The following is a 23,605-nucleotide window of genomic DNA, read 5'->3' on the forward strand; positions in this document are numbered from 1 at the left end:
TCTGCAGAAAAGCGCCAATAATACAGAAAGGCTAGTACTACGGTAAAAACAAGCCAATATGATGAAAGCGCTAGCTTGTAGTGAGGTAGCGCTTTTTTATGTCGCCGCTTCCAGATATATCAAGTTGTCGAGCGCTTGTTGGTAATGATCGCCACAGACATCCGGGTCGGCGTCAAATGCGGCGCAAACGCCTGGGCGGTCGGGCGTACCGAAAAGCTGGCATAAATTGTTGTCATCGAGCTGCACACAGCGAGTGCCTGCAGGTTTACCATGAGGCATACCCGGAATAGGAGATGAAATACTAGGCGCGATGCAGCAGGCGCCACAGCCTAGACGGCACGAAAATGTCGATGCAGTGGGCATATTGTCGGCTTCCTCAATGTGCAGGGGCGGGCACTTTATCATTCGGCTGCACACTCTCCAACCCATCCCAATGTCTGCTTGCACTTTATCGCTATGATGGTTATAACAGCGGCGCAATGTCTTGCCGCTCCGCGCGGTTTTATTATAAAAAGAGAGCCAGCATCATGAGCACGCCCTTTTGGCAACAAAAAACCTTAGCGCAAATGAGCGATAAGGAGTGGGAGTCGTTATGCGACGGTTGTGGCCGTTGTTGTTTGCATAAGTTGATCGATGAAGAAACTGACGAACTCTACTATACCAACGTTGCCTGCAGTTTGTTGGATGATAAAACCTGCTCATGCAAAGACTATCCTAATCGTTTCTCGTATGAAGAGTCCTGTTTGAAGCTTACCCGCGACAAAATCGACGAGTTTTACTGGCTGCCAGAAACTTGTGCCTATCGTTTGTTGGCAGAAGATAAACCGCTACCTGATTGGCACCCGCTGATCACCGGATCAAAAGCGGCAATGCACAAAGCGGGGATTTCGGTCAAAGACAGCGTGGTGTATGAAATTGATGTGATTGACTGGGAAGATCATATTCAGCTCACCACGCGGCCAAGATAGGGATGCGAACCGTTAGCCTCCCGTTTGCCTGGCATAAAGGCTAATCCATTGTTTATTTTCGAGCGTGGGGCATAATGAGTGCCAACTCGACAGGAGGTGGAATGCAAAGGTACACGTGTCGTTCTAAAGCTGGCTGGGCCCTCGCAATAGCGTTATGGGTTCTGGCAGTGTGTGCCTTGCAAAATCAGCTTAGCCTGCAATCAGGGGCGCAAGCTGCCTGCCAAGTTGGCAACTTGGGAGAGCATGGTGATGAGGTCAATACAGTGGGCAAGAAATGTTCTCTGTCTGAGCAATTGATGCATCCTTCTGTACTGACCCTAGATTGGCTGCCTTCTCCACTTTGGTGGTTGATTGTGTTGCTTGCCGTTATGGCAACCGTCAGCCTCGCGGTGGTATTACCCACGCATGACCCACCCACGTATCGACGGCGGCATCTTTGCTTTTGTGTGTTCCGAGAATAAAGCGCCTTTTCTTTCCATGGCGTATTTATTTTCAACAAGGAACAGATTTATGACTCGAATCAATCACTATTGGCGCAGCGTAACACCAAGTAGCGTATGGCAAGCTTTGGTCTTACTACCGCTTTTGTCTTTATATTTACTGTTACTCAGCCCTTCTGTACTGGCAAATACGCCCGATACAGGTTGGCTGTCTAACCCTGATCACCCCCCCGTTGAGGCACGTTTGGCGCTCACTGGTCAAGGTAATCCAGAGACTCACCACCTCGATGGCTTGCTTTCCGTCCGTTTACAAGGCGATTGGAAAACCTATTGGCGCTCGCCAGGCGAGGGCGGGGTCGCCCCAGAGCTTATTATTAACGATAGCCAAAACTTGGATGATATTATCTGGCATTGGCCGGCACCTGAGCGCCATGAGTTACTTGGCTTGACCATGTTGGGCTACAAAGGGCAAGTGACTTTCCCACTGACCTTCAAGGTTGATACATGGCAACAGCCGGTGTCGCTCGATGCCACCTTGCGCTTGTCCTCGTGCACCAGTGTGTGCGTGATTACTGACTACCCCATCTCGCTCGACGTGACGCCCAGCGCACTGAAGGCTGATGGTGAGCGGATGTATCAGTTCAACCAAGCGATGAGTCAGGTGCCTAAGCCGCTACCCAGTGTGCAGGTTGAGTCTGCGGTCTGGGATGCTAACAAGCAGCAGCTCGCCGTCACTGTCACTGCTAACCAAGCTTGGCAACAGCCAGATATGCTGGTGGATGGCGAGGCGGTTATTGATGACACCTTTGGTGTACCCAGTCTCCACCGTGATGGCGACACCCTGACCGCGACCTTTGATGTCACCAATTGGATAGAAACCCCCAAGCTGACCGATAAACCGATTCAAGTCACTGTTATTGATGAGCAGCTTCTGGCTGAGCATAGCACCACAGTGCGTGCCGGAAGTGTCGCGTCGCAAGCCGGATTATCTGTTTGGGTGATTGGTGGCATTGCCCTCTTGGGGGGGCTGATTTTGAACGTGATGCCCTGTGTGCTCCCTGTACTTGGACTCAAACTTAACAGCATTGTCGCTAACCCGAATGCCACCCGTCGGGCGGTTCGTAGCCAGTTCCTGGCCTCTGCTGCCGGTATTCTGGTGTCGTTTTGGGCGATAGCTGGGCTGCTGATGACATTAAAGCTAACGGGGCAAGCCGTGGGTTGGGGTGTCCAGTTTCAAAGTCCAATCTTTATCGGCGTCATGACGCTGGTCATTTGGCTATTCGCGCTGAGCTTGTTTGATGTGCTGCGTATTGATTTGCCATCAAGCTGGCAAACTTGGCTTGCGACACGCGGTGGCCACACAACAAGCGGCCACTTTGTCCAAGGGGTATTTGCCACCTTACTGGCCACGCCATGCTCGGCACCTTTTTTAGGTACAGCAGTGGCATATGCATTGGGGGGATCCTTGACCGCGCTCTGGCTGATTTTTACCGCGCTGGCGGTCGGGATGGCGCTGCCGTGGTTGCTTGTGGCGGTTTTCCCTGGATTAACTCGCACGCTGCCTAAACCGGGTCCGTGGATGAATCACGTGAAACGGGTATTTGCGCTCTTGCTGGTTGCTACCACGGTGTGGCTATTCTGGCTGTGGATGCCTTATCTGGGCGGTGTTGGCGCTATCGCAGTGGGGGCACTGTTGCTTGCTACCAGTGTGTGGCTGACATATCGTACCCTTGGTAAGCTTGCCGCGATTAAAGGCGCAGCTGGACTATTGGCCGTTATGGTATTAGCGATTGTTGGCGCCTCCTTAACGGCAGACCGTTGGGCAACGCCGATGAACTCGGATCCGGATTGGGTGGCGCTGGATGAAGCTGCGATCGCTCAAGCGGTGGACCAGGGCAAGCTGGTGTTTGTCGATGTCACCGCGGATTGGTGTATTACCTGTCATGCCAACAAAGTGGGTGTGATATTGCAATCGCCCGTTTATGATGCCATTACCGCGTCTAATGTGGTAGCAATGCAAGGTGACTGGACCCGGCCCAGTGAACGTGTGACGCAATATTTACAAAAGTACCAGCGCTATGGTGTGCCGTTTAATATTGTTTATGGTCCGGGGGCACCAAACGGCATTGCACTGCCGGTTATTTTGACCGATAAGGCCGTCATGAGCGCGCTTGAGCAGGCAAAAACACCATGACGAGCAGTAAAATGAAACGATCGTGGCGTGAGCGGGTCAAACGTGGTGCGCGTGACGTGTGCTGGCTCATTGTGTTTGTGCTGATATCTAGCACTGCCGTCGATTGGTGGCGAAGCCGTGATATCGACACCAGTCAGTTTCCTGTGGACACGGTCCGCTTGCTGGATGGCCGCCAACAGGATTTGCTCGCCATGTCGCAGCACGAACCCGTGCTTATTTATGTGTGGGCGAGTTGGTGCAGTGTGTGCCGTTTTGTGACTCCCTCGGTAGACTGGTTGAGTGATCATGCGCAGGTGGTCTCGATCGCGTTACGCTCGGGCTCAACGAAAAAAGTAAATGGATACCTTGCTCATCATGGTTACGATTTTTCGGTCGTCAATGATCCAGATGGACAACTCTCACGTCGATTGTCAGTGAAAGTGACGCCGACGGTAATGGTGGTTGAGCAAGGAAAAATTACCGCGATAACAACAGGTTTTACCTCACCGGTAGGCCTATGGTTAAGAATGTTGTGATGACGATAAACGTTAAAAAAGGAAACCGAATGTCCCTATCTCGTTTTTTTGCACCTTGGCTGGTGCTTCTTATGCTGGCTTTTCCGGTGAGTGCTAATACGCTATCTGATACGGAGCAAACACAGCTGGATGAAATCGTCGATTTGCTCGAAGCGAATCCTGCGCTGATTGCGAATCTTAACCAAAGCTTGCAAAAATATGTTGAGCAGCAAAAGACATTAAAACAAAACCTCGCCGCGCGCCGAGACTGGTTTGAGTCTGAGACTCATAGCTGGATTGGCGCGGAGGATCCGACGGTCACCGTCATTAACTTTATGGACTACAACTGTCCATACTGTAAAAAGCTTGAAGACGAGCTACAGAAACTGGTTGCCGCCCACGACGATGTGAAGGTGATTAATATTGCCGTGCCGCTAAAACAGCAGAATATCGAATCGCTTGATACCAACTCTGCCGTGTATGCGATGAATGTGTGGCTGGAAAAACCTGAGGCCTTTGCGCAGGTTCATGAATTATTGATGAAAAAGCGCGGTATGCATGATGCTCGTTCTTTAGAGAAAATAGCGCAAAAAACCGATACCGAATCACTGCTTGCGGGCAAAGAGCGAACCGGAGAAGCGGTAGCTGACAACTACCGCGCCTTCATGGAGCTTGGGTTGCGTGGTACACCAGCGATGATTATTGGCGATCAAGTTGCACCTGGCTATCTACCCTATTCACAGCTAGAAGCCATGGTTAAGGCGGCCAAACAAGAAGGCTAAGCGTGAGTGATACTCGCTAACCATATGAAAGCCAGTCAAAAGATGACTGGCTTTTTTTGTGTGCTGCGATTTGGAGGAAAAGCTGGCAAAATAGCGCGCCTTAACGGTAAAGGTACGGCATGAGTCAAACAAATTATCAATCACCACGCATTGTATTAGGCCCCATGGAAGGCGTACTTGATCCCTTAATGCGCAAGCTACTGACTGAGATTAATCACTATGATCTCTGCGTGACCGAGTTTGTGCGTGTGGTGGATCAGCGTTTACCGGAAAAAGTCTTTTATCGTTTCTGCCCTGAGTTACATCAAGGTGGCTTTACCGATGCGGGGACGCCGGTTAGGGTCCAACTACTGGGGCAAGATGTTGATGCGATGGCCAGTAACGCGCAGCACGCGATTCAGTTAGGGTCGCAAGGGATCGACATTAACTTTGGTTGCCCCTCTAAAACGGTGAATGGCAACCGCGGCGGCGCAGCGTTATTAAAGACGCCTGAGCATATCTACGAGGTGGTGAAAGCGGTGCGTGAAAGCGTCGCACCTGAACATACGGTGAGTGCAAAAGTGCGTTTAGGATTCAATGATCTGGATGACTATTTAGACATTGCCCAAGCGGTTAATGATGCGGGAGCCGACGAGCTGGTGGTCCATGGCCGTACCAAGCGCGACGGTTACAAGGCAGGGACGATTCGTTGGGATTTAATTGCGGAGATTAACCAACAGTTTGCGATCCCTGTAACGGCAAACGGTGATATTTGGGGACGGGATGACGCGCTTAAGTGCCAAGCACTCACAGGCTGTGACACATTAATGGTCTGCCGTGGCGCGCTAAATATGCCCAACTTGGGTCAACATATTCGTGACAATGTTGAGCCCATGGATTGGCCTGCGGTGTTGGCCTTGTTAGTGCGCTATAGCGCACAGGAGCGCCAAGGAGACAAGGCGGTGTATTTCCCTAACCGTATTAAGCAATGGTTTAAGTATTTGCGTCAGTATTATCCGCAGGCTGACGCGTGCTTTAAGGTTATTCGCGTCCTTAATCGCGCTGATGAGATAGCCAGAGCGCTCGATAACGCGCGTGCGCAAACAGAATTCATAAAATAGGAAACCTTATGTCAACACTTATGACACTCTCTGATGACTGGGACGGCATGCCGGCCAGTTTTGTTGAAGGGGCGCTGCTGGCTGCCAACATTTGTCCTGTGCCGATGGACCCAGATACTTGGTTGTCGGTGTTAGTGACTGCCGGGGTTGAAGACGATGAAGTCGTGGCGCTTAATGACAAGGACAAGCAGGCCATACTCGCGCACCTGGAGCAGCAATATCATGCGTTGATGCGTAATGATTACACCTTGCCTGGCGCGTTAATGATTGCGATGCGCGGCGAGCTCGCACAAGCCTTTTCAGAAGGGTTTCTTGCCGTATGGCCCCATATTGAGCCGCATTGGCATGATGTCACACTCAATGATGGTAGCCGCCGCATGCTTTCCGCATTAGTGACCACTATGCTGCTACTGCATGACGAGGCCGGTACCTTAGCGCAAATGAAAGAGGTAGGGATTGATGTTGAGCCTGGCCAATATGTTGAGCAATTAGATCTTATGATCCAAGAAGTCGCGAAAGCGGCCGATGAAGCACAACAAGGAACGCACGGCGCGCATCAGGTGAATCCGTTTAAATCGGTTGGCCGTAATGATGCCTGCCCGTGCGGTAGTGGCGCTAAGTTTAAAAAATGCTGCGGGCGTTAATCGGATGATATCAGCAGCGCAGACGACTGCAATTCGGGTAGTGGCCGGTGTGGCCACGCACAGTCACCACGTGTTAGTGGCGCAACGACAGCCAGATTCGCAGTTTATCAGCTGGTGGGAATTTCCTGGCGGCAAAGTCGAGCAAGGCGAGACCGACCAGCAGGCACTTAAGCGTGAGTGGCTTGAAGAGTTCGGCGTTGAAATCAACGTCGGCGCACCCATCGTCGAAACCGAATACGATTATGGTGACAAGGTGATTTTACTGTGCAGCTATTGGTGCGAGATCCTGGATACGCCATTAACGTTGAAACAGCATCAGGCCGTGTACTGGAGCGACCCCCAGCGGCTTGACCCCGGGGTATTTAGCGCCGCAGATCGGCCGTTAATACGTCAGTTGTGTCATTCAGTAAGCGACCATCAACTCATGCAAAGCGCCGAGTAAATCGGCGTTTTCTTTTTTTATCCGGTTATCTTGGTGCCTAGTGCCTAGTGCCTAGTGCCTAGTGCTTAGCGCATAGCCGCGTGTTATTAAGAAAAAATCCGACGCGGTGGGCGACCGATAAACTGGGCGATAACCACCAGCCCCCAGATCACGAGCATAGCCGAGAAGATGCCCACCAGCCATTGTGGCATGGACCAACCTAACCATTGCCAGACCACTTTACTGCAATCTCCAGACGCTTCAAACACCTGAGGCAGCCACTGGTTTAAAGGGGCCCAAGAAGGGAAGTTTACCGCCACATCACAGGTCGGGCCAAAGAGTTGGTTAGGATCGGGGAATTGATAACTGACATGCTCTAATGAAAGCTTTAGTCCCCAAGCGGCGGTGATGCCATAGGCCAGCAACCCTAGGGTGCGCCAAAAGGGCTCATCGGGAGCAATCAGTCCGAGTAACGCTGCCGTGCCCACACCAAATAAGGCGACACGTTCATAAATACACATCACACAGGGCGCAAGTCCTTGGCCATGTTGGAAATACAGCGCGGTTGCTTCGAGGCCAACCACACAGAGAAGCAACAACAGCCAGGACGCTCGGCTGCGAGAAAATTGATTTAAGGCGCGCCACATAACTCACTCCTGATAAAAAACAAGGCTCTACACTGAGAGCCTTGCTATTCAATCGTTTGTTGAGCCTCAGGTCAATGGTAGAAGTGCGTTAGTGCGCACTCGGTAAGGCTTGTTGGGTCATATGGATGGTTTCAGATATCCAGCCTTGGTGTAGCATCCACTCGGTTGCCGGCACCAAAAAGAACTCGATACCCATCACGCCTAATAAGCCCATCACAATGGTATAGGGCAGCGCCATATACACCATGCGCCCGTATGACAGGCGTAGCAAGGGAGCCAGCGTCGAAGTAAGCAAGAACAAAAACGCAGCTTGACCATTAGGGGTCGCAACGGACGGCAAGTTAGTCCCTGTATTGATAGCGACCGCCAACATATCAAACTGCTCGCGATCAATGACCCCATTGAGGAGCGCTGTTTTCACCTCATTGATGTAGACGGTCCCCACAAAGACATTATCAGACACCATGGACAGCAAGCCGTTTGCTACATAAAACATGGTAAGTTGCAAATGGCCTTCCAATGACAGCACCAGATCAATCACCGGTGCAAACAAGTGCTGGTCAATAATCACTGCGACTATTGAGAAAAAGACCGCCAATAGCGCAGTGAAAGGGAGTGCCTCTTCAAACGCTTTGCCGATATGGTGTTCATCGATTACCCCGGTAAACGAGGTTGCCAAAATGATAATACTGAGACCAATCAAGCCGACTGCGGCTAAGTGAAGGGCAAGGGCGGCAATCAACCAAACGGCGATCAACGCTTGAACCACGAGTTTGGCCACATCTTGTGGCGTGCGTTTTGCGCGTTGTACTTTATCGTACTCGACCAATATGTTTAGCACGTTATTCGGCAATTTTGCCCCGTATCCAAACCAGCCAAACTTTTCAACGATTATACAGGTTAACAAACCAGCAAAGAAAACGGGCAGGGTCACCGGTGCCATGCGTAGGATAAATTCACCAAAATGCCAGCCAGCTTGATCGGCAATAATCAGGTTTTGCGGCTCACCGACCATCGTCATCACGCCCCCGAGTGCAGTGCCCACCCCGGCATGCATCAATAGACTGCGTAAGAAGGCACGATAATTCTCCAGATCGTTGCGGCTAAGCTCATCACTTAAGCTGTCATCTGAGGTGTGGTCATGGGCGGCACCAAGCTCCTTCCCCGAGGCAACGCGGTGATAAATAGAGTAAAAGCCGACGGCGACACTGATCACCACCGCGATCACGGTTAAGGCATCAAGAAAAGCCGAAAGGGCCGCTGCCGCGCTGCAAAATGCTAATGAAAGGGCAATTTTAGAGCGAATGCCCAATAGTATTTTGGTGAAAATAAAAAGCAATAACTGCTTCATGAAGTAAATGCCGGCGACCATAAAAACGAGCAGCAGCAGAACTTCTACGTTGGCTACCAGCTCGTGTTTGACTTGATCTGGGCTGGTCATCCCTATCGCGACCGCTTCAATCGCCAATAGCCCGCCAGGCTGAAGTGGGTAGCATTTTAACGCCATGGCCAAAGTAAAAATAAACTCGACCACCAGTAGCCAACCGGCAATGAAAGGGTTAACCGAGAAAACGATCGGATTAATAATTAAAAAGCCAACAATGGCCAGCTTGTACCAATCAGGGGCTTTGCCGAGAAAGTTCTTTAAAAACGCGGTGCTGAGCGTAATGGTCTTAGCCATAATGATAGTCTCATTGTTATCTTGTCTCTTAACGCGCACGGATGGGCGAGTTACGTGCTACATCGCTTAGTGTGGTGAACCCATAAGCTCGCACGCGAGAGGGTGACAGTTAAAAGTGACGGTACGGCTACCGGTATGAGTTACCCGTTCAGAGCAACGAAGGATAGCCTTGTTAGACAGTAAGTGTGCGCCAGTTTGCCTTAGACATATTTTGTTACATCTTGTATGGCGTAGTTTTGCGACTTATGCCCAAATTTTCATTGATCTGGTACAAAAAGATAGCAGATGTCACGTGATTGGTGGCGATATCACAGAGCTGTTTCTGCAGCTCATGACTAGTGGTATGATGACTTATTAATCAGAGCAAGAAGCAAATTGGAATTTAGATTCAATGGTTATAAAGGCGGATAGCCCAGCAACATTTGCTGAAAAATATATAATTGAAAGTATTTGGAACAATCACTTCCCAAAGGGCTCTATTTTACCCGCAGAGCGTGAATTGTCTGAACTCATTGGCGTGACGCGCACCACGTTACGGGAGGTGCTTCAGCGCCTCGCCCGCGATGGTTGGTTAACCATTCAACATGGCAAACCTACTCGGGTCAATGATTACATGCGAACGTCGGGGCTCAGTATTCTTGATACGCTGGTGACTCTGGAAGGGCAGGACGTGCATGGGGTTCTCGAGGATTTACTTGCGGCGCGGACAGACATTAGCGGTGTCTATATGCGTTATGCGGCTAAAAATCGCCCGCAAGACTGCTTGGACCTAATTGATTTGGTTATTAAGCGCTGCCAACAAGTGCTTGGGTGCGAGCGTTTTGAACAGTTCTTAGATCTGATTGATGAGAAAAGCGAAGTTCTGAAAGACGTCAAAAAAATCCAGGACAAATACGGTAAGCAGGATCCTGAGCTGTGTGAGCGTATTTGTATGGGCCGCGCGTTTAATCATTTCGATTATCGCTTGTTCCAAGGCATGGCGCACTTCTCTGGCAATAAAGTCTATGTGTTGACGATTAATGGTATGCGCCAAATTTATTCACGCGTGGGGGGGTATTACTTTATGGACCGCCGTGCCTGTGAAAATGCGCTGAGCTTTTATAGTGATCTACGCCAAATGGTGGCCAATAACCAACATCCAGCCATCGGTGACCGGGTAAAACAATACGGACGTGAGTGCGGAGGCTTATGGTTTAGTAATCGTGAGACCATTGCTTCTCACATGGCTGAAGAAGAAGCATAGAGCTTGGCGTAAAGGCATATAAACCTGAGCGTAAAGACGCACAAACCTGAGCGAACATAACAAAAGCCGCCGTGATGAAAGCATCAGGGCGGCTTTTTTAATGGCGGTGGATGTCCCCTCAGGGTGAGGGCTGTTCCTAATGGCTACCCATTAACATATCAGGATCAAACTGGGGACGCTTGGGACAACTACTAAGAATTTTTCCACGTCCTTCGCTGGTTTCTTCTTCCAAAACCACTTCAAACCCCCAGAGTCGGTGAACATGCTTCAACACTTCTTCATGAGAGTTGGCAAGCGGAATACGGTTATGCGGCACATACCTCAGTGTGAGTGAGCGATTACCGCGCAAATCGACATCAAAGACTTGAATGTTTGGCTCGCGATTACTCAGGTTATATTGTGCTGATAAGTCTTCGCGTAGCTGACGATACCCTTGTTCATTATGAATGCTGGTGACTTCAATATAACTTTGCCGATCGTCGTCATTGACGGCGAAAAACTTCATATCCCGCATCACTTTGGGCGATAGAAACTGGCTGATGAAACTTTCATCTTTAAAGTTCGCCATCGCAAAGTGTACGGTTTCGAGCCAGTCTTTGCCGGCAATGTCAGGGAACCAGTATTTATCCTCATCGGTTGGCGCTTCGCACATGCGGCGAATGTCCTGAAACATCGCAAACCCGAGCGCGTAGGGATTAATGCCGGAATAAAACTGACTATTGTAGGGCGGCTGCGCGACCACATTGGTATGGCTATGTAAAAACTCCATAATAAAGCTATCCGTGACCAAACCTTCATCATAAAGGTGGTTAAGAATAGTGTAATGCCAGAAGGTCGCCCAACCTTCGTTCATCACTTGCGTTTGTTTTTGCGGATAAAAATATTGGCTCACTTTACGGACGATCCGCACAATCTCACGCTGCCAAGGCTCTAGGAGTGGGGAATGTTTCTCAAAAAAGTACAGCAGGTTTTCTTGTGGCTCTGATGGAAAACGGCGCGTTTCTGCCTCCTGCTCTTTTTTCCCGCCTGGGATGGTCCGCCACAGTTCGTTAACTTGGGTTTGCAGATAATCTTCTCGTGCTTTCTGGCGTGCTTTTTCCTCGGCAAGTGAGATCTTTTGCGGACGTTTATACCTGTCGACGCCATAGTTCATCAGCGCGTGGCAGGAGTCGATCAGGTTTTCGACTTCCGCGAGGCCGTACTTTTCTTCACACTCGCTAATGTAGTGTTTGGCGAACAGCAGGTAATCAATGATCGAGCCGGCATCGGTCCAGGTTTGGAACAGATAGTTGCCTTTAAAGAAAGAGTTATGACCATAACAGGCATGCGCCATGACTAGCGCTTGCATGGTGATGGTGTTTTCTTCCATAAGGTAGGCAATACACGGGTCCGAGTTGATCACAATCTCGTACGCCAACCCCATGTACCCATGCTTATAGTTGCGCTCGGTTTCAATAAATTTTTTGCCGAATGACCAGTGGTTATAGTTGATGGGCATTCCCACACTGGAGTAAGCATCCATCATCTGCTCGGCGGCGATGATTTCGATTTGATTGGGATAGGTGTCGAGCTTATAGTGTTCGGCAACCCGTTTAATTTCCTTGTGATACTGCTCAAGCAGGTCAAAGGTCCAATCCGGCCCATCGTGGAGTGGAGTCTTGTGTTTACCTTTGGTGACAGCCATACCATGCCTCCCTGATAAAATGCGTCTATGCCGGTATGGCGTCAGGCTTCGACCTGACGCTTAAACAATTCGCGAAATACGGGGAAAATCTCTTCCGCGGAGCGAATGTTCTGCATAGCAAAATTGTCATGGCTTTCGGCGAGTGACTGATACTCACGCCACAGTGTTTGGTGCGCACGACGTGTTATTTCAATATAGGCGTAATAGCGGCTCACCGGTAACAGCGTTTTTTGCAACAACTCGCGACAGCCCGGTGAGTCGTCAGCCCAGTTATCGCCATCTGAGGCTTGAGCGGCGTAAATATTCCATTCTGTCGGGTTGTACCTGTCTTTGATGATGTCATCCATCAGTCGCAGGGCGCTAGACACAATGGTGCCGCCGGTTTCTTGCGAATAAAAGAACTCATGTTCGTCGACTTCTTTCGCCTGTGTGTGATGGCGAATAAATACCACCTCGACATTTTTATAAGTCCGTGAGAGAAACAGATACAGCAGAATATAAAAACGCTTAGCAATATCTTTGGTGGCTTGGTCCATCGAACCAGACACATCCATTAAGCAAAACATCACCGCCCGACTATTTGGCTGAGGTCGCTTCTCGTAGTTTTTGTAGCGTAAATCGAAGGTGTCGATAAACGGCACGGCAGCAAGTTTGTTTTTGAGTGCCGCGATTTCTTCCTCGAGGCGTTTTTCCTCTAACGGTTGAGCAGGCTCAGCACGTTGAATCTGTCCGAGTGCTTGTTCAAGTTCAGCGAGCTCGCGGCGTTTTCCGGCTGACATCGCCGTTCGTCTCGCAAGCGAATTTTGTAAAGAACGGACGATAGCGATATTGGAAGGCACGCCGTTTGAGGTATACCCAGAGCGGTGTGTTTTGTACTCCACCATTTTCGCCATCTGGTTCTTTTTTAGATTCGGTAGTTCGAGATCTTCGAACAACAGATCCAAATATTCGTCTTTCGAAATTTGGAAAACAAACTCGTCTTGTCCCTCACCATCAGGACTGGCTTGCCCTTCACCGGCACCGCCGCCTTCGCCACCCTGTGGGCGAGCGATACGATCGCCAGGACTAAATTGGTCATTACCCGGGTGGACAGCCTCCCGCTGTCCCCCTTTGCCTTGGTGAAACGTGGGTTCACGGATGTCGCGTGATGGAATCGAAATGTCCTCACCACTTTCGATATCGGTGATCGAGCGATTGTTGACGGCGTCGGCAATGGACTCTTTTATCTGCCGCTTGTGGCGGCGTAGAAAGCGCTGCCGGTTGACAGTGCTTTTGTTTTTGCCATTGAGACGACGATCAATAAAATGCGCCATAACTTTCTCCCGTCATCTGCGTCAACCCGTAGGCTACGACGATTTACGCACGCGCAAATACCATTCGGCGAGCAAGCGAACTTGCTTGCGGGTATAGCCTTTTTCCATCATTCGGGCGACAAATTCGTCGTGTTTTTTCTGCTCGTCGCTTGAGGTCTTAGTATTGAACGAAATCACCGGCAGCAGATCTTCCGTATTGGAGAACATCTTTTTCTCAATCACGGTTTTCAGCTTCTCATAACTGGTCCACGCCGGATTCTTGCCTTCATTATTCGCTCGGGCACGGAGCACAAAGTTAACGATTTCGTTACGGAAATCTTTCGGGTTACTGATACCCGCTGGCTTTTCGATTTTCTCCAACTCGCCATTAAGCGCTGAACGATCAAACAGCTGACCAGTATCTGGGTCGCGGAATTCTTGATCTTGAATCCAGAAATCGGCATACGTGACATAGCGGTCAAAAATATTCTGGCCGTACTCAGAGTAAGACTCGAGATAGGCGGTTTGGATCTCTTTGCCAATAAACTCGATATATTTAGGAATTAGGTAGCCCTTCAAGTGCTCTAAATAGCGCTCGGCGACCTCTTGTGGGAATTGCTCCCGCTCGATTTGCTGCTCCAGGACATAGAACAAATGCACTGGGTTAGCCGCGACCTCGGCGTGATCAAAGTTGAAAACACGTGACAAAATCTTGAAGGCAAAACGGGTTGATAGTCCATCCATACCCTCATCGACCCCAGCAAAATCTCGGTATTCTTGGTAAGACTTGGCTTTTGGATCGGTATCTTTGAGTGTTTCCCCATCATACACACGCATCTTCGAATAAATGCTTGAGTTTTCAGGATCTTTCAAGCGCGACAATACCGTAAAGCGCGCCAGAATATCGAGTGTGCTTGGCGAGCAAGGCGCATGGCGTAATTCACTGGTCGCCAACAATTTGTCGTAAATATGGATTTCATCCGAAATTCGCAAACAATAGGGTACTTTGACAATGTAAACCCGGTCGAGGAAGGCCTCGTTATTTTTGTTATTGCGGAATGACTGCCATTCGGATTCATTTGAGTGGGCCAAAATGATGCCGTCAAATGGCAATGCCGAAAGCCCTTCCGTACCGTTGTAGTTACCTTCTTGCGTTGCCGTGAGTAGGGGATGAAGCACTTTAATCGGTGCTTTAAACATCTCGACAAACTCCATCATGCCTTGGTTAGCCCGGCAAAGCGCACCGGAGTAGGAATAGGCATCAGGATCATCTTGTGAATAATGTTCAAGTTGGCGAATATCCACTTTACCAACCAAGGCAGAGATATCCTGGTTGTTTTCATCGCCTGGCTCCGTTTTGGCAACACCAACTTGATTGAGAATAGAGGGACGGAGCTTAACCACTTTAAATTGGCTGATATCGCCGCCAAATTCTTTTAATCGCTTAGCGGCCCAAGGCGACATAATATGTTGAACGTAGCGTTGTGGAATGCCATATTCTTGTTCGAGTAGGTGGCCATCTTCAGCCGCATCAAACAGGCAAAATGGGTGATCATTCACTGGGCTACGTTCGCCATTGGCGGTTAATACATAAATCGGCATCTGCTGCATCAAGCTTTTTAGCTTCTCGGCCAATGACGATTTCCCCCCACCGACAGGGCCCAGTAAGTAAAGAATTTGTTTGCGCTCTTCTAAGCCTTGAGCGGCATGTTTAAGGTATGAGACGATTTGCTCGATCGAATCTTCCATACCATAAAAGTCTTTGAACGTTGGGTAACGTGAAATGACACGGTTAGAGAAAAGTCGGCTGAGCCGAGGGTCGAGCGAAGTATCAACCTTTTCCGGTTCGCCAATCGCCATCAGCAAACGTTCGGCGGCATTGGCATACGCGCCGCGATCATCTCGGCATAGATCCAAGAATGCTTGAAGGCTCATTTCTTCGTCTTTCGCTTCTTCGTAGCGCTGACGATAGTGATCAAAAATAGTCATGGTCTTGCCCCCTAAATCGTCTGATAACTCGAAAAGAAAAGGCGCAAAGTTGGCTGGATGTTCCCTTTCCTTTTTATAAGGTTAGACCGTATTGCTCGATCTTGCGTGAAAGAATTGTTTGTTTTTTCGATAATTTTTGTTGAGTGATTTGTATGCCTGTCTTGCCAATATATTGACAGCGGGTGTTCAAGCTAGTGAGATATGCTGGTGGTGATCATTTTGCCAGCTAGGGGGACTGGGCTTACATTGGCCAGCCGTTAAACAATAAAGGAAAGGATGATGAATATAGCAAGAGAAACGGCTTGGGTAGTGTGTGCGTTGGCACTGACTGCCGGCAATGTTTATGCAGACACGCGGGTATCAGCAGGGGTGATCGGCGCGTTTTCCCCCCAAGTGTACAAAGACACGGATACCGACCCACTTGTGGTACCGACAGTCAACCTTGATACCGACCACTTTTACTTTCGCGGTCTCACTGCCGGCGCACGTCTGGCACCAAAAGACTCGACACACAATCTCGTCGTATCAGCGACCTATGACCCTCGTCGTTTCGATCCTGCAGATACCGACGATCCGCAATTGAGCCAGCTCGACAAGCGCGATGCATCGATTGTGGCAGCGCTGGCCTACCAATACCATTCACCTATTGGACGTTTTCAGGCGGCTGTTGGCGAAGGCGTGACCCAGGATAGGGACGGGGTATACGGCGAAGTGAGTTGGAAATATGGATTTAATCACCCGCGTTGGGGCGTCTCTCCGGAAGTAGGGTATGCCTACAATAGTCATGAATTAAATAAGCACCTTTATGGGGTCAGCGCCACTGAAGCATCGCGTGTTTCAGGCATTGAGGCGTATGAGCCAGGCTCTGCGGGCCATTACTTTGTGGGCGCCAGTGGCTACCTGATGCTGACCGAGCGCATCCAACTGCTTGGTGGTGTGCGCTATACCAACCTCGATGATGAAATAGCGAACAGCCCGATGGTAGATCAATCTACCGCCGCTTCCGGCTATCTCGGTGTCAACTATGTTTTTATCTAGCACAATCTTTATATAGCAACGCCTTTATGTAACCAACCTTTTATGTCACCAAGTTTTTATATAACAAAGCGGCCACCTGACACCAGGTGGCCGCTTTTTTTAGCATCGCGCTTTTTCATCGCATAGCGTTGTAGCCAGGGTGTAGGTTTGCCCTGGTGATACGACAGTGTCAGGGGTTTCAAGCGCAGCCTCAATGCAAACAAAATGTTGATAGCCATCGTCATCCATGTCTGCCATTTGTACTGAGGCAGCTTGTCCAGGATTCCATATCACCGCGCTGGTCGCGCCTTGGTTGGTGACATAAACGCGACGGTTACCGGCCGGATCAGTGAGTGACAGTGTATCGCGCGCCCCGGTATAAATGCGATCAACAGGGCTTTCAAACGTGACCTTTCCCGGAGCGGGTTGAGCCGCACCGGCACTGAAATTATCGAGGTACTGATTACCAACCCCGTCTACATAAGCCTGCTCGCTGTCCGCGACGGTCAGATAGCTGTGTAACGCGCCGCCCATCGTCCAATCATGCTGATCGGTATTGGTGACGGCGAGGGAAATCGTGGCTTTTTGTGTCAGGGTGAAAGTGACGGTTGCTTCAAAACGATGGGGCCAGAGTGCCATTGACTGGGCAGATTCAGACAGCTTCAGTTGCACAATCACGCCATCCGGTTGCTCGTCAACCTGCGCCAATTGCCACATCTGTCGACGCGCAAAGCCATGCGAAGGAGAGCCCGATTGTCCAAACCAAGGCCAACAAATAGGGACGCCGCCTCGTAATGGTGTTTGCGCATCGTAGACGGCGTTGCGACTCATCCAAACCAGTGAGGATTCACCTGTAGGCGCAAAGGAGAGTAAGTGGCCGCCGAAAAGACTGATGGTGGCGGCGCACGATGGGTGACTCACGCGAAGAATCGGGACCGATTGCCGATAGCATAAATCGACCGAGGCGGAGAGTTGACGTTCAAAAAGCAAAGACATGGACATAGCTTAAACCTCTTCGGGGAGTGTCTACGAACAAAAACCGGCTCATTGGATAGGCGCCAGATACACAAAAGGCGGCTCTGGGCCGCCTTTATCGATACTATTGTAATTGCTACTTACTTAGAGATGTGTGCAACTAGGTCAAGTACTTTGTTTGAGTAGCCGATTTCGTTGTCGTACCAAGAAACCACTTTCACGAAGTTGTCAGTCAGCGCGATACCTGCTTTAGCATCGAATACTGAAGTTTGTACTTCGCCGATGAAGTCTTGAGAAACAACTGCATCTTCAGTGTAACCCAGTACGCCTTTCAGCTCGCCTTCAGACGCTTCTTTCATTGCCGCACAGATTTGGTCATAAGACGCTGCTTTTTCAAGGTTAACAGTCAAGTCAACCACTGAAACGTTGGCAGTTGGCACGCGGAACGCCATACCAGTCAGTTTACCATTAAGCTCTGGCAGTACTTTACCAACCGCTTTGGCTGCACCTGTTGAAGATGGGATGATGTTCTGAGATGCACCACGGCCGCCGCGCCAGTCTTTCGCAGAAGGACCGTCAACGGTTTTCTGAGTCGCAGTGGTTGCGTGAACAGTGGTCATCAGGCCAGATACGATACCGAACTTGTCGTTCAGTACTTTCGCGACAGGCGCTAGGCAGTTAGTGGTGCAAGATGCGTTAGAAACGATATCTTGACCCGCGTAATCGCTGTGGTTAACACCCATAACGAACATTGGCGTTGCGTCTTTTGATGGACCAGTTAGAACAACTTTCTTCGCACCCGCTTGGATGTGTTGACGCGCTGTTTCGTCAGTTAGGAAGATACCGGTCGCTTCAGCAACAACGTCAACACCCACTTCATCCCACTTAAGGTCTGTTGGGTTACGTTCTGCTGTTACGCGTACGGTTTTGCCGTTAACGATCAGGTTACCACCTTCAACTTCAACGGTGCCGTTGAAACGGCCGTGAGTTGAATCGTATTTCAGCATATAAGCCATGTATTCAACGTCGATAAGATCGTTGATTGCTACCACGTCGATGTCGTTACGTTCTACTGCCGCACGAAATACGAAACGGCCGATACGGCCAAAACCGTTAATACCTACTTTGATAGTCATTATGTTGCTCCACAACTTAATTTCTAGTGAGATTAAACTGGTAGTAAAATTACAGAATAGAACCCCGCCATGCAAGGGTAATCGCCGCCAAAATTGTTTAAAATCAAAAAAAAGTACGGATTTTTTTTACATCGCCTAAACATTTGGCGTCCTTACGGCCATGCCTGTGTTGTCTTTGATCAACCGTAGATAAAGAACAATCAGACATGGCGCAACAACTGGTACTTGATAGCGTAGAAGCAGAAAGGCAATTGCGAAAGGCAAACTGGTACGACAAGTTTGACGTGACCGGTTTACCTTTGATTGAGCGTTGCCTTTTACTGGGTGGTTACCTTTACTGAGTAATGGGTGCGAGTAATGACGCTTGAAAATTGCCATCGTCGATCGCGGCTGATATTTCAAATGCCAATCGCTGCAGTGACGTCTCCTGTTGTTCGCTCAGTGTATAAAGTAGAGACAAACGATCACTGTTGGCAATGGGAAGATTGTAACTTTGCCCCACTTTCGCCCACAAATACGCATGTTCAAAGCGTTTAAGCGCGTGGTTGGTAGTGGCGAGTGATTTAATCACCTCTGGAATCACGTCTTGCTTTACGGTGAGATCGCGGCCGTCGTACAGCTCCAACGCGTGCAATAAAATCTCTACGGTTTTAGCTTTATCCCGTGAGACATAATAGGTCGCCAGACCAAGTTGTAACTGGGGCGTTTCCAGGTGGGGAGTGCCTTCAAGCTTTAAAAACTGCGGTAGGGCGCCGTTGTCACCCTGAGACCAACGGTAGTAAATAACCGGTGGTTGATAAGAGGCTTCCAGTTCATCTTCCAAACGAGCAATCGCATCATAAGCATGGTAGACCGCCTCCGTACGCTTGGTTTTGCGTTGTTTGAGTGTGGTAGGCTCAATTTCAGCTACCAGCTCCATACAGCGCAAGTAAGCCTTTGTTTGCTTGAGCTCAGTGAGTTTATTGAGATCGGTTGGTTTTTGGTCAACCGCCAAACGATCGAAAATCAGGTCCGAGCGCTCAAATCGGCATTGTCCGTCGCCAATGTTTAGCCCTTCGCATAATTCGGGGTGCGTTTCACACACTTGATTGGTGGTCGGTTGTCCATCGCAGCCGACGAGTAGCAGTAAACTCGTGACAAGACCGAGACGATAAACGTAGCGAGTAAGTAATCGTAAATTCATTATTTGTCGTATTCTGAGTCAACTACGTCGAGTATACGTTATCTTTGAGTGTAGTTGATGCGTAAAAGCGTGATAAAGCGCACTGTGCTAAACATGCCGTCTACCGACCAAGATCAGGCATAATAGTCGGACCCGGACCACACAGAGGTAATCATGGAGATAGAACAAATCTTAAAAGTAATGACGCCTGAAATATACGATCGTTTGTGTTACGCGGTAGAAACCGGTAAATGGCCTGATGGTACCAGCCTTAATCAAGCACAACGCGATCAAGCCTTGCAAGCCGTTATGCTTTACCAATCACGTCATAACAGCCAGCCTCAACATATGACGGTCGCGAAAGGGGGTCAGGTGACTTGGAAATCAAAAGCCGAGCTCAAGCGTGAATTTGCTGGTCAAGATGGGCAGCGCATCGATATTGAGACCAAGCACTAGTGCTAACCCAATCAGCCCCAATGCTGATCGAATAGAGAATAGATTGGGCGGCACGCCTTGTGGGATATGGTTTGCTGAACGTGTCCTCGCTAAAGCGTAAACGCCGGCGTTCGGCCGGCGTAATCGTCACAATAGCGCTCACTGTCACTTCTGTTCACACGCTAATAATAGCTGAGCTCACCACGTAAATCTTTTTGCACCCAAGTTCGCAAGGTTTCAAAGGGTAATGACTGACTGAGCAAGAAGTGAAGCTTGGCTAACGCCGCTTCGGGTGTCATGTCATAGCCACTCAGTACGCCCGCATCGGCCAGCGCACAGCCGGTCGCATAGCCACCCATATTGACCCGTCCTGCCAAGCATTGAGTGAGATTCAACACCAGCACACCGCGATCCGTAGCCTGTTTGAGTAAATCGAGTAACTCGGGATTTTGTGGTGCGTTGCCGACCCCAAAGGTTAATAAGATCATCGCATTGACGGGCTGTTTAAGCGCATTTCTGACAACGTCTGGCGAAATGCCCGGATACATCATGATCACGGCAACCGGTTGATCGCTAATAGTATGGACCTTAAACGGCCCTTGCGAAGGTTGATTGAGCTTGTCCGCTTTTACCTCAATATGAATCCCAGCTTCAAGTAACGCTGGCAAGTTGGGTGAGGTGAACGCGTTAAACCCGTCAGCATGCGACTTAGTGCTCCGGTTGCCGCGCAGAAGTTGGTTGTTAAAAAACAGCGTCACTTCGTTCACCGGATAATTCGATGCAATATGCAGTGCGTTGAGCAGGTTGGCTTGCCCGTCGGAACGCAACTCAGCAATCGGGATCTGTGAGCCGGTGACAATGACCGGCTTTTCTAAATTTTCTAACATAAATGACAGCGCCGATGCTGTGTATGCCATGGTATCTGTGCCATGCAATATCACAAAGCCGTCATATGCGTGGTAATTTTCGCCAATATCGTCCGCAATCCGTTGCCAATCCGTTGGCGTCATGTCCGATGAATCAATGAGTGGTTCGTACTCATGGATAGTAAAAAGCGGCATTTCTGGACGATGGAATTCAGGCATGTTTTCCAACTGTTGCTGGAGAAAGCCGGACACTGGGATATAACCATGATCAGATTTTTGCATCCCGATCGTGCCACCAGTGTAAGCAATATAAATATGTTTACGTTCCATCATGTCAAATCTGCATTTAATGAGCGTGAGCACAGTATACATGTAACGATTACATCGGTAATACCGAGCAACACACAGAATAGAAGAAAAACAGAGAAGAGGCCCTGACCGAACGGCCAGGGCGAGTGGTTCCTACTGATACTCACAGTTTAAGCAGAATAAGTAACGACCTTGCGGATCGTTAAACTTTTCCAGCAAGGTTAACGACTGCCACTGGGGCGATGCCGTCAACTGGCGCGCAATCGATGGCATTGTCGCTTGCACCGTTTCACCGAGCACGTTGGCGCTTTGCCCCAGCACTTCGTTGATAAATTGCTCAAACGGCGTCAGTGGCTGTTGCATCCAATCTAGTTGATAGTTTTCGAGGTTAGCCAGTTCAGCGGCGGCAGACACGGCGTCGTCAAAGTCACCCAAGCTGTCAACTAATCCCAAACTCAAGGCATCTTGTCCCGTCCATACCCGACCTTGAGCGACTTGGTTTGCCTTTTCCATCGACATATCGCGATGGTTGCTGACCAATGATAAGAAGCGATGGTAACCATGCTCAATGCCTAACTGCATGATATCTCCTACCTCGTCTGGCAGTGCCCGCGTCACGCCAACCCCTGCAAACGGTGTGGTGCCGACACCATCAGACTGCACGCCGAGATCACCCAGCGTGTTCTCAAAGGTGGTGAACAAGCTAAAAATACCGATTGACCCGGTAATCGTGGTGGGCTGAGCGATAATACGATCGGCGCTGGCAGATAACCAATAACCGCCAGAGGCGGCGACACTCGACATCGAGACCACCACAGGTTTACCCGCTTCGCGTAGCGCATCCACTTCATTACGGATAATTTCAGAGGCGAATGCACTGCCCCCTGGACTATCGACGCGAAGCACGACCGCTTTCACACTGCTGTCAAGGCGGGCATCGCGCAGCATCGCGGCAGTGGTATCGCCACCCACGGTCCCTGGGCGCTGACGTCCATCCATGATCGGACCACTGGCGACCACGACGGCGATATTATCACTGCCTGGCAGGCTAAAGCCGCTTTGTATTTTTGGCAGATAATCGTAATAGCCGGTGTATTCGAAGCTGTCTTCACCGTCACTGCCAAATTTATCGGCCAAATAGCGACGAATTTGCTGACGCGTCATGCGCTTATCGACAATGCCAAGATGCTCAGAGAGGGCGGCAAAATCGCCATCAAAGTCACGCAATGAGGCCAGTAATTGCTTCGCGCTCGGGGACAGTACACTCGGCTCGATGCCACGATTGTTCGCCACATCGCTGACATAGGCATCCCACAGCTGAGATAACCAAGCTTGATTGGCTTCGCGGGCAGCGTCTGACATATTGTTGCGTGTGTATGGCTCCACAAATGACTTATAAGTACCGACTCGGAACACGTGTGTGCTCACATCGAGCTTATCGAGTAGGTCCTTCCAATATAAGTTGTAACTGCCGTAACCTTGCAGCATCACCATACCATCGGGTGACATCAGGACTTCATCGGCATAACTGGCCAAGTAATACTGGCTTTGACTGTAGGTGCCGCCAATTGCAATCACAGGTTTACCGCTGTTTTTGAAGTCTTCTATGGCTTTGGCGATGTATCGTAGCTTGGTCAGACTGGTGGAAGGCATATCGCCTAGGCTTAATACTAAGCCATTAATCTGTTCATCCGTCGCGGCATGGCGCACGGTATCAACAATATCAAACAACACGTTCTCGGTTTCTACCGGTTGTCCGAGCGCATTGCGAGATAAGGTATCAACAGGACTTAAGCGCTGTTGTTGTTCAACAATAGGGCCGTCAATATTGAGTAGGAGCGCCCGTGGCTCTGGCTCACTTTGCGCCACTTTTGCGGTAGCGGGGTCCTTTGAGGTCAGCGGCGTATCGGCAGTAAACGCAAAGTAGATTGCCACGATCACGCCTATGAAAAGGACGTTTAAAAAAAGTTGGCGAGCGAAACTGAGAATACGCCACAACCATCGGAATAGGGATGCAATAAAACGAAACAGTTTTTTCATACGTGAGTCCATCGGTGCATGTCGCTGGTATCCTAGCTGATCAGAGCTCAGATCGATAGGCTATCAACCGCGTCACTGTTCTGTAA

General features: G+C 49.8%; 23 protein-coding genes. 12 read left to right on the top strand and 11 right to left on the bottom strand.

From position 1 onward, the window contains the following. Window positions 1-96: 96 nt before the first annotated feature. Window positions 97-363, bottom strand: coding sequence for a YkgJ family cysteine cluster protein (locus tag BZG77_RS04470; protein ID WP_077646353.1), 267 nt, complete (start codon window positions 361-363; stop codon window positions 97-99). A gap of 164 nt (window positions 364-527) precedes the next feature. Between BZG77_RS04470 and BZG77_RS04475 the strand changes: the two genes are divergently transcribed. From BZG77_RS04475 to BZG77_RS04510, 8 genes are all read left to right on the top strand, one after another. Beyond that, window positions 528-968: a YcgN family cysteine cluster protein gene (locus BZG77_RS04475; RefSeq protein ID WP_077646354.1), complete on the top strand. Its 441-nt coding sequence runs from the start codon at window positions 528-530 to the stop codon at window positions 966-968. A gap of 101 nt (window positions 969-1,069) precedes the next feature. Continuing rightward, on the top strand, window positions 1,070-1,429 hold the full coding sequence (locus tag BZG77_RS04480) for a hypothetical protein (RefSeq protein WP_077646355.1): 360 nt from the start codon (window positions 1,070-1,072) through the stop codon (window positions 1,427-1,429). A 49-nt stretch (window positions 1,430-1,478) separates the two neighbouring features. Further along, window positions 1,479-3,602, top strand: a complete 2,124-nt coding sequence (locus tag BZG77_RS04485; RefSeq protein ID WP_108743941.1) for a protein-disulfide reductase DsbD family protein — start codon at window positions 1,479-1,481, stop codon at window positions 3,600-3,602. A gap of 11 nt (window positions 3,603-3,613) precedes the next feature. Continuing rightward, the gene (locus BZG77_RS04490) at window positions 3,614-4,117 is read left to right on the top strand and encodes a protein disulfide oxidoreductase (protein ID WP_158011414.1); all 504 of its coding nucleotides are present in this window, start codon (window positions 3,614-3,616) and stop codon (window positions 4,115-4,117) included. Window positions 4,118-4,146: 29 nt separating this feature from the next. Then, the gene (locus BZG77_RS04495) at window positions 4,147-4,878 is read left to right on the top strand and encodes a DsbA family protein (RefSeq protein WP_158011415.1); all 732 of its coding nucleotides are present in this window, start codon (window positions 4,147-4,149) and stop codon (window positions 4,876-4,878) included. A gap of 119 nt (window positions 4,879-4,997) precedes the next feature. Further along, on the top strand, window positions 4,998-5,978 hold the full coding sequence (gene dusC / locus BZG77_RS04500; protein ID WP_021022274.1) for a tRNA dihydrouridine(16) synthase DusC: 981 nt from the start codon (window positions 4,998-5,000) through the stop codon (window positions 5,976-5,978). A gap of 8 nt (window positions 5,979-5,986) precedes the next feature. Then, window positions 5,987-6,622, top strand: a complete 636-nt coding sequence (locus BZG77_RS04505; RefSeq protein WP_077646358.1) for a YecA family protein — start codon at window positions 5,987-5,989, stop codon at window positions 6,620-6,622. 4 nt (window positions 6,623-6,626) lie between these two features. Beyond that, complete coding sequence (locus BZG77_RS04510) at window positions 6,627-7,064, top strand: (deoxy)nucleoside triphosphate pyrophosphohydrolase (RefSeq protein ID WP_077646359.1); 438 nt, start codon at window positions 6,627-6,629, stop codon at window positions 7,062-7,064. A gap of 86 nt (window positions 7,065-7,150) precedes the next feature. On the opposite strand, the gene dsbB is transcribed toward BZG77_RS04510, so the two are convergent. Continuing rightward, the gene (gene dsbB, locus BZG77_RS04515) at window positions 7,151-7,690 is read right to left on the bottom strand and encodes a disulfide bond formation protein DsbB (protein WP_077646360.1); all 540 of its coding nucleotides are present in this window, start codon (window positions 7,688-7,690) and stop codon (window positions 7,151-7,153) included. Window positions 7,691-7,778: 88 nt separating this feature from the next. Further along, on the bottom strand, window positions 7,779-9,371 hold the full coding sequence (nhaB, locus tag BZG77_RS04520) for a Na(+)/H(+) antiporter NhaB (RefSeq protein WP_077646361.1): 1,593 nt from the start codon (window positions 9,369-9,371) through the stop codon (window positions 7,779-7,781). Between the two features lie 391 nt (window positions 9,372-9,762). On the opposite strand from nhaB, the gene fadR reads away from it, so the two are divergent. Continuing rightward, on the top strand, window positions 9,763-10,614 hold the full coding sequence (fadR, locus tag BZG77_RS04525; RefSeq protein ID WP_077646362.1) for a fatty acid metabolism transcriptional regulator FadR: 852 nt from the start codon (window positions 9,763-9,765) through the stop codon (window positions 10,612-10,614). Between the two features lie 136 nt (window positions 10,615-10,750). Here fadR and BZG77_RS04530 read toward each other — a convergent pair whose 3' ends face one another. From BZG77_RS04530 to BZG77_RS04540, 3 genes are read right to left on the bottom strand one after another with little or no spacing between them, the layout of a single operon-like run. After that, window positions 10,751-12,298 carry a SpoVR family protein gene (locus BZG77_RS04530; protein ID WP_077646363.1) on the bottom strand — a complete coding sequence of 516 codons (1,548 nt, stop codon included), beginning with the start codon at window positions 12,296-12,298 and terminating at the stop codon, window positions 10,751-10,753. A gap of 41 nt (window positions 12,299-12,339) precedes the next feature. After that, entirely contained in the window at window positions 12,340-13,611 is a 1,272-nt protein-coding gene (locus BZG77_RS04535; protein WP_077646364.1) for a YeaH/YhbH family protein, read from the bottom strand. Between the two features lie 33 nt (window positions 13,612-13,644). Next, window positions 13,645-15,579, bottom strand: a complete 1,935-nt coding sequence (locus tag BZG77_RS04540; RefSeq protein WP_077646365.1) for a PrkA family serine protein kinase — start codon at window positions 15,577-15,579, stop codon at window positions 13,645-13,647. 279 nt (window positions 15,580-15,858) lie between these two features. Here BZG77_RS04540 and BZG77_RS04545 point away from each other — a divergent pair, with 279 nt between their 5' ends. Continuing rightward, on the top strand, window positions 15,859-16,617 hold the full coding sequence (locus BZG77_RS04545; protein ID WP_158011416.1) for a MipA/OmpV family protein: 759 nt from the start codon (window positions 15,859-15,861) through the stop codon (window positions 16,615-16,617). 99 nt (window positions 16,618-16,716) lie between these two features. On the opposite strand, the gene BZG77_RS04550 is transcribed toward BZG77_RS04545, so the two are convergent. Both BZG77_RS04550 and gap read right to left on the bottom strand, forming a co-directional pair. Continuing rightward, a complete protein-coding gene (locus BZG77_RS04550) occupies window positions 16,717-17,598 on the bottom strand; it encodes a D-hexose-6-phosphate mutarotase (protein ID WP_077646367.1) in 882 nt (293 codons plus the stop codon). A 113-nt stretch (window positions 17,599-17,711) separates the two neighbouring features. Next, entirely contained in the window at window positions 17,712-18,707 is a 996-nt protein-coding gene (gap, locus tag BZG77_RS04555; RefSeq protein ID WP_077646368.1) for a type I glyceraldehyde-3-phosphate dehydrogenase, read from the bottom strand. 206 nt (window positions 18,708-18,913) lie between these two features. Here gap and BZG77_RS15125 point away from each other — a divergent pair, with 206 nt between their 5' ends. Further along, window positions 18,914-19,048 carry a hypothetical protein gene (locus tag BZG77_RS15125; RefSeq protein WP_274532594.1) on the top strand — a complete coding sequence of 45 codons (135 nt, stop codon included), beginning with the start codon at window positions 18,914-18,916 and terminating at the stop codon, window positions 19,046-19,048. Here BZG77_RS15125 and BZG77_RS04560 read toward each other — a convergent pair. After that, window positions 19,042-19,890, bottom strand: coding sequence for a DUF2989 domain-containing protein (locus BZG77_RS04560; protein ID WP_077646369.1), 849 nt, complete (start codon window positions 19,888-19,890; stop codon window positions 19,042-19,044). The two genes, BZG77_RS15125 and BZG77_RS04560, sit on opposite strands and share 7 nt — an antisense overlap. A 153-nt stretch (window positions 19,891-20,043) precedes the next feature. Here BZG77_RS04560 and BZG77_RS04565 point away from each other — a divergent pair, with 153 nt between their 5' ends. Then, the gene (locus BZG77_RS04565; RefSeq protein WP_077646370.1) at window positions 20,044-20,325 is read left to right on the top strand and encodes a YeaC family protein; all 282 of its coding nucleotides are present in this window, start codon (window positions 20,044-20,046) and stop codon (window positions 20,323-20,325) included. Window positions 20,326-20,486: 161 nt separating this feature from the next. Here BZG77_RS04565 and ansA read toward each other — a convergent pair whose 3' ends face one another. Continuing rightward, window positions 20,487-21,500 carry an asparaginase gene (gene ansA / locus BZG77_RS04570; protein WP_077646426.1) on the bottom strand — a complete coding sequence of 338 codons (1,014 nt, stop codon included), beginning with the start codon at window positions 21,498-21,500 and terminating at the stop codon, window positions 20,487-20,489. A 132-nt stretch (window positions 21,501-21,632) separates the two neighbouring features. Next, a complete protein-coding gene (gene sppA, locus BZG77_RS04575; RefSeq protein WP_077646371.1) occupies window positions 21,633-23,519 on the bottom strand; it encodes a signal peptide peptidase SppA in 1,887 nt (628 codons plus the stop codon). Window positions 23,520-23,605: the final 86 nt, after the last annotated feature.

The sequence above is a fragment of the Salinivibrio sp. IB643 genome (assembly GCF_001996105.1).
Lineage (GTDB): Bacteria > Pseudomonadota > Gammaproteobacteria > Enterobacterales > Vibrionaceae > Salinivibrio > Salinivibrio costicola.